The sequence below is a fragment of the Kitasatospora sp. NPDC059803 genome (assembly GCF_042732255.1).
In the GTDB taxonomy this organism is placed as follows: domain Bacteria; phylum Actinomycetota; class Actinomycetes; order Streptomycetales; family Streptomycetaceae; genus Kitasatospora.
This window is the reverse complement of the sequence record NZ_JBHWIJ010000109.1, coordinates 6319-9864: the sequence shown is the minus strand read 5'-3', so window position 1 is coordinate 9864 and position 3546 is coordinate 6319. Positions and strand designations below refer to the sequence as shown.

At 74.7% G+C, this 3546-nt stretch carries 5 protein-coding genes and 1 riboswitch; of the genes, 1 reads left to right on the top strand and 4 read right to left on the bottom strand.

Going from position 1 to position 3546, the window contains the following annotated elements; genetic code table 11:
- From ACFV6I_RS18975 to sodN, 3 genes are all read right to left on the bottom strand, one after another.
- Positions 1-418: ATP-binding cassette domain-containing protein (locus tag ACFV6I_RS18975; RefSeq protein WP_380426446.1), on the bottom strand; the 418-nt coding region annotated here is incomplete at its 3' end.
- On the bottom strand, positions 418-1500 hold the full coding sequence (locus ACFV6I_RS18970) for an iron ABC transporter permease (RefSeq protein ID WP_063347854.1): 1083 nt from the start codon (positions 1498-1500) through the stop codon (positions 418-420). The genes ACFV6I_RS18975 and ACFV6I_RS18970, both read right to left, overlap by 1 nt.
- Positions 1501-1589: 89 nt before the next feature.
- Positions 1590-1728, bottom strand: a riboswitch (cobalamin riboswitch).
- A gap of 88 nt (positions 1729-1816) precedes the next feature.
- Entirely contained in the window at positions 1817-2212 is a 396-nt protein-coding gene (sodN, locus tag ACFV6I_RS18965) for a superoxide dismutase, Ni (RefSeq protein WP_063347853.1), read from the bottom strand.
- 295 nt (positions 2213-2507) lie between these two features.
- Between sodN and sodX the strand changes: the two genes are divergently transcribed.
- Positions 2508-2870: a nickel-type superoxide dismutase maturation protease gene (sodX, locus tag ACFV6I_RS18960; RefSeq protein ID WP_079136256.1), complete on the top strand. Its 363-nt coding sequence runs from the start codon at positions 2508-2510 to the stop codon at positions 2868-2870.
- A gap of 22 nt (positions 2871-2892) precedes the next feature.
- Here sodX and ACFV6I_RS18955 read toward each other — a convergent pair whose 3' ends face one another.
- Positions 2893-3483, bottom strand: coding sequence for a CGNR zinc finger domain-containing protein (locus tag ACFV6I_RS18955; RefSeq protein ID WP_063347852.1), 591 nt, complete (start codon positions 3481-3483; stop codon positions 2893-2895).
- Positions 3484-3546: the final 63 nt, after the last annotated feature.

Genomic DNA, 3546 nt, shown 5'->3' with positions numbered 1-3546 from the left:
CCCGCGCTTTGGGCGCTTTTTTGGGGGCGGGGGGGTGCGGTTGTGCGGGGCGCCCGGGGGGGCGCGGCCCCGCAATCCTGGCCCGCACAGGACCCAGGCCGCGCCGGTGCGGCAGCCGGCCCATGGCGACCACCTCGGCCACCGTGAAGTCGAACTCGGCGGAGTGCTCCTGGGGGAGTGCGGCCACCCGCCGGGCGGCCTCGCGCGCGGTCAGCGCGTGCAGGTCCGTGCCGTCCAGCAGGACGGCCCCGGCGGCCGGCCGCAGCGCCCGGTAGACGCAGCGCAGCAGCGTCGACTTGCCGCTGCCGTTCGGTCCGATCAGTCCGACCACCTGCCCGGCGGCGGCGTCCAGGGCGACGTCGTGGACCAGCCGGGCACCGGCCAGCTCGACCGAGACGGAGTCCAGGGCGAGATCCATCAGCGGCCTCCGAAGGAATAGCCGCGACGGCGCATCAGCAGCAGGAAACAGGGCACCCCGAGCACCGCGGTGACCACCCCGACCGGCAGTTCGGCGGGCGCCAGCAGGGTGCGCGAGACGATGTCCACCCAGACCAGCAGCAGCGCCCCGGCGAGCGGCGCGACCAGCAGCACCCGGCGGTGCCCGGCGCCGACCAGCATCCGGGCCAGGTGCGGCACCATCAGCCCGACGAAGCCGATCGCCCCGCTGACGGCCACCACCGTGCCGGTGACGGCGGCGGTCACCACGAACAGCTCGCGGCGCAGCCGGTCCGGGTCCACGCCCAGCGAGGCGGCCGTCTCGTCGCCCATGGCGAGCGCGTCCAGCCGGCCGGCGGCGCAGGCCAGGTACGCCAGGCCGGCCAGCACGGTGGCGGCGGCGATCGGCACCGAGCCCCAGGTGGCGCCGCCGAGGCTGCCGAGCAGCCACATCATGGCGTCCCGGGCGGCCTCGCCGCGGGCGGCCGCGAAGACCATCAGCGCGGTGACGGCGGAGAAGCCGTAGGAGAGCGCGGTGCCGGTGAGCACCAGCCGCAGCGGGGTGAGCCCGTAGGCCGTCCGCGCCGCGAGGTAGACCAGCACCATGGCGACCAGCGCGGAGCCGAACGCGGAGGCCGAGATCGCCCACACCCCGAGCGAGGCGAAGGCGCCGAGCAGCAGCACCGCGTTGGCGCCGACGGCCGCGCCGGAGGAGATGCCGAGTACGAACGGGTCGGCCAGCGCGTTGCGCACCAGGGCCTGGACGGCGACCCCGGTGGCGGCCAGCCCGGCGCCGACCACGGCGGCCAGCACGGCGCGCGGCAGCCGGATCTCCCAGACGATCGCGTAGGCGGCGGCCTCCTCCGCCTCCAGCCGTCCGCCCGTCAGCCCGGCGGCCAGCAGCCGCAGGACGCGGGGCAGGCCGATCCCGGAGGCGCCCAGCGCCACGCCGCAGAGCAGCGAGAGCAGCAGGGCGGCGGCCAGGCCGACGGCGAGCGGGAGGGCGGGTATTCGGCGGGCGGGCGGGCTCGTTGCGCCACTGCCCGCGGCTGCGGTGCTGCTCACGGTGCGCCTTGCCTCGGGCCGCGGGTGCGCGGGGGCGGCACCGGTCGGGCGCGGGCCCGGGCGCCATCCCCTCGCAGTCCACGGCGAGTTGTCGGGAGTTCAGCGGCCGGGGGCGATCGGGCTGGCACGGCCCCGGGGCCGTGCTCACCGTTGCGGGTCAGCGCCGGATTCACACCGGACTTCCCCCTCGGACGCCCTGGCAGCATAACAGCCACTCAGGCTAGGCAACCCTTACCGGGCTCGGATGGGGCGTGAACGCACGACCGCCCCCGTCCGGGCTCGCGGACGGGGGCGGTCGGGTGGCGACGCGTCAGGCTCAGGCCTGCTTGGTCTCCCAGAAGATCTTGTCGACCTCGGCGATCAGGTCCAGCAGGGCCTGGCCGGTGGCGGGGTCGGTGGACGCCTTGGCGGCCGAGGCGGCCTTCAGGGTGTCGTTGATCAGCTGGTGCAGCTGCGGGTACTTCTCGAAGTGCGGGGCCTTGAAGTAGTCGCTCCACAGCACCGAGATGTGGTGCTTGACGGCCTCGGCACGCTGCTCCTTGATGATCAGGGCGCGGGTGCGGAAAGCCGGGTCCTCGTTGGCCTGGTACTTCTCCTGGGTGCCCTTGACCGACTCGGCCTCGATCCGGGCCTGCGCCGGGTCGTACACGCCGCAGGGCAGGTCACAGTGGGCGTGGGCGGTGGCGCGCGGTGCAAACAGACGAGAGAACATGGGAGTCCTTCCTTAGATCGTCTTCCCGCGCCCGAGATTACCCTTCCGCCCCCGGGGTTTCGCGATCGGGCGGTGGGCCTAGGGCAAAAGGCGGACCCGGAACCGGGGTAATCCGGACATCGAACGGATCGAACGGGGTGACGGTCCGTACGGCAGACTGGGACCGGGCGGTCCGGGAGGAGGAGTCGTGGCGCGGAGCACGGAACCGGCGGGTACGGAACCGGCGGGCACGGAACCCCGGGGGCGGGGCGGCGGCGCGGTGCCGTTCGGGCTGGTCGACGTGGCGGGCCCGTCGATGGTCCCGACCCTGCGCGAGGGCGACCAGTTGCTGGTGCGCTACGGCGCGCCGATCCGGCCCGGCGCGGTGGTGCTCTTCCGGCACCCCTTCCAGCAGGACCTGCTGGTGGTGAAGCGGGCCGCCGAGCGGCGTCCGAGGGGCTGGTGGCTGCTGTCCGACAACCGGCCGGTGGACAGCGACAGCCGAAGCTACGGCCCGGTCCCGGACGAACTGGTGCTCGGCCGGGTGCTGCTGAGGCTGCGCCCGCGCCCGGCCTGGCTGGCGCCGGGGCGGCGGCTGGAGCGGCTGCTGCTGAGCACCCGGCTGGCCCGGGTGCCGGGCCTGGCCCGCCGCCTGGGCGTCTGGGCGGAGCAGCTCTGACCCCCTGGGCCCTGCCGGGGACCTAGCCGGCGGCGCCGAGTGCCGCGGCCTCGGCCTCCTGGCGCTTGCGGGCCCGGTACGCGGCGACGTTGGCGCGGGTCGCGCAGCGGTCCGAGCAGTAGCGGCGGGAGCGGTTGGTCGAGGTGTCCAGGTAGGCGTTGCGGCAGGGCGCGGCCTGGCAGATGCCGAGCCGGTCGGCGCCCAGCTCGGTCAGGTGGACGGCCAGGCCCATGCAGGCGACCGCGCTGAAGTGCGCGGTGGCGGTCGGCGAGTTGTCGGCCAGGTGCAGGTGCCAGCGCGGCCGGCCGGCGTCGTCCAGGTAGTCGTGCCCGGAGACCAGCGGGCTGACCGGGTACTCCATCAGCAGGCTGTTCAGCAGGTCGACGCCCCGGATCTCGTCGCCCTCGGCGGCGGCCTCGAAGACCCCGCGCAGCCTGGTCCGCACCGCCCGCAGCCGGGGCAGGTCGGACTCGTCGGCCTGTGCGGCGGCCCGCGAGGAGTCGGAGAACAGGCCGCGCACCGCGTCCACGGACGTCAGCGTGTCGGTGCCGCGTTCGGGCTCCTCGGTGTTCACCAGCCGAACGGCGAGATCGGCGTACGAGGCGAGCTCCACGGAGGTCCTTCCAAAAGGTCGGTAACGGGCTGATTGCGTCCAGCCTATTACCTGGGTGGGGAT

Excerpts from the sequence above, each read along its gene's own strand:
- sodX (WP_079136256.1), top strand. The coding sequence starts at position 2,508 with ATGGTCCCGACCCTGCGCGAGGGCGACCAGTTGCTGGTGCGCTACGGC.
- sodN (WP_063347853.1), bottom strand. The coding sequence starts at position 2,212 with ATGTTCTCTCGTCTGTTTGCACCGCGCGCCACCGCCCACGCCCACTGT.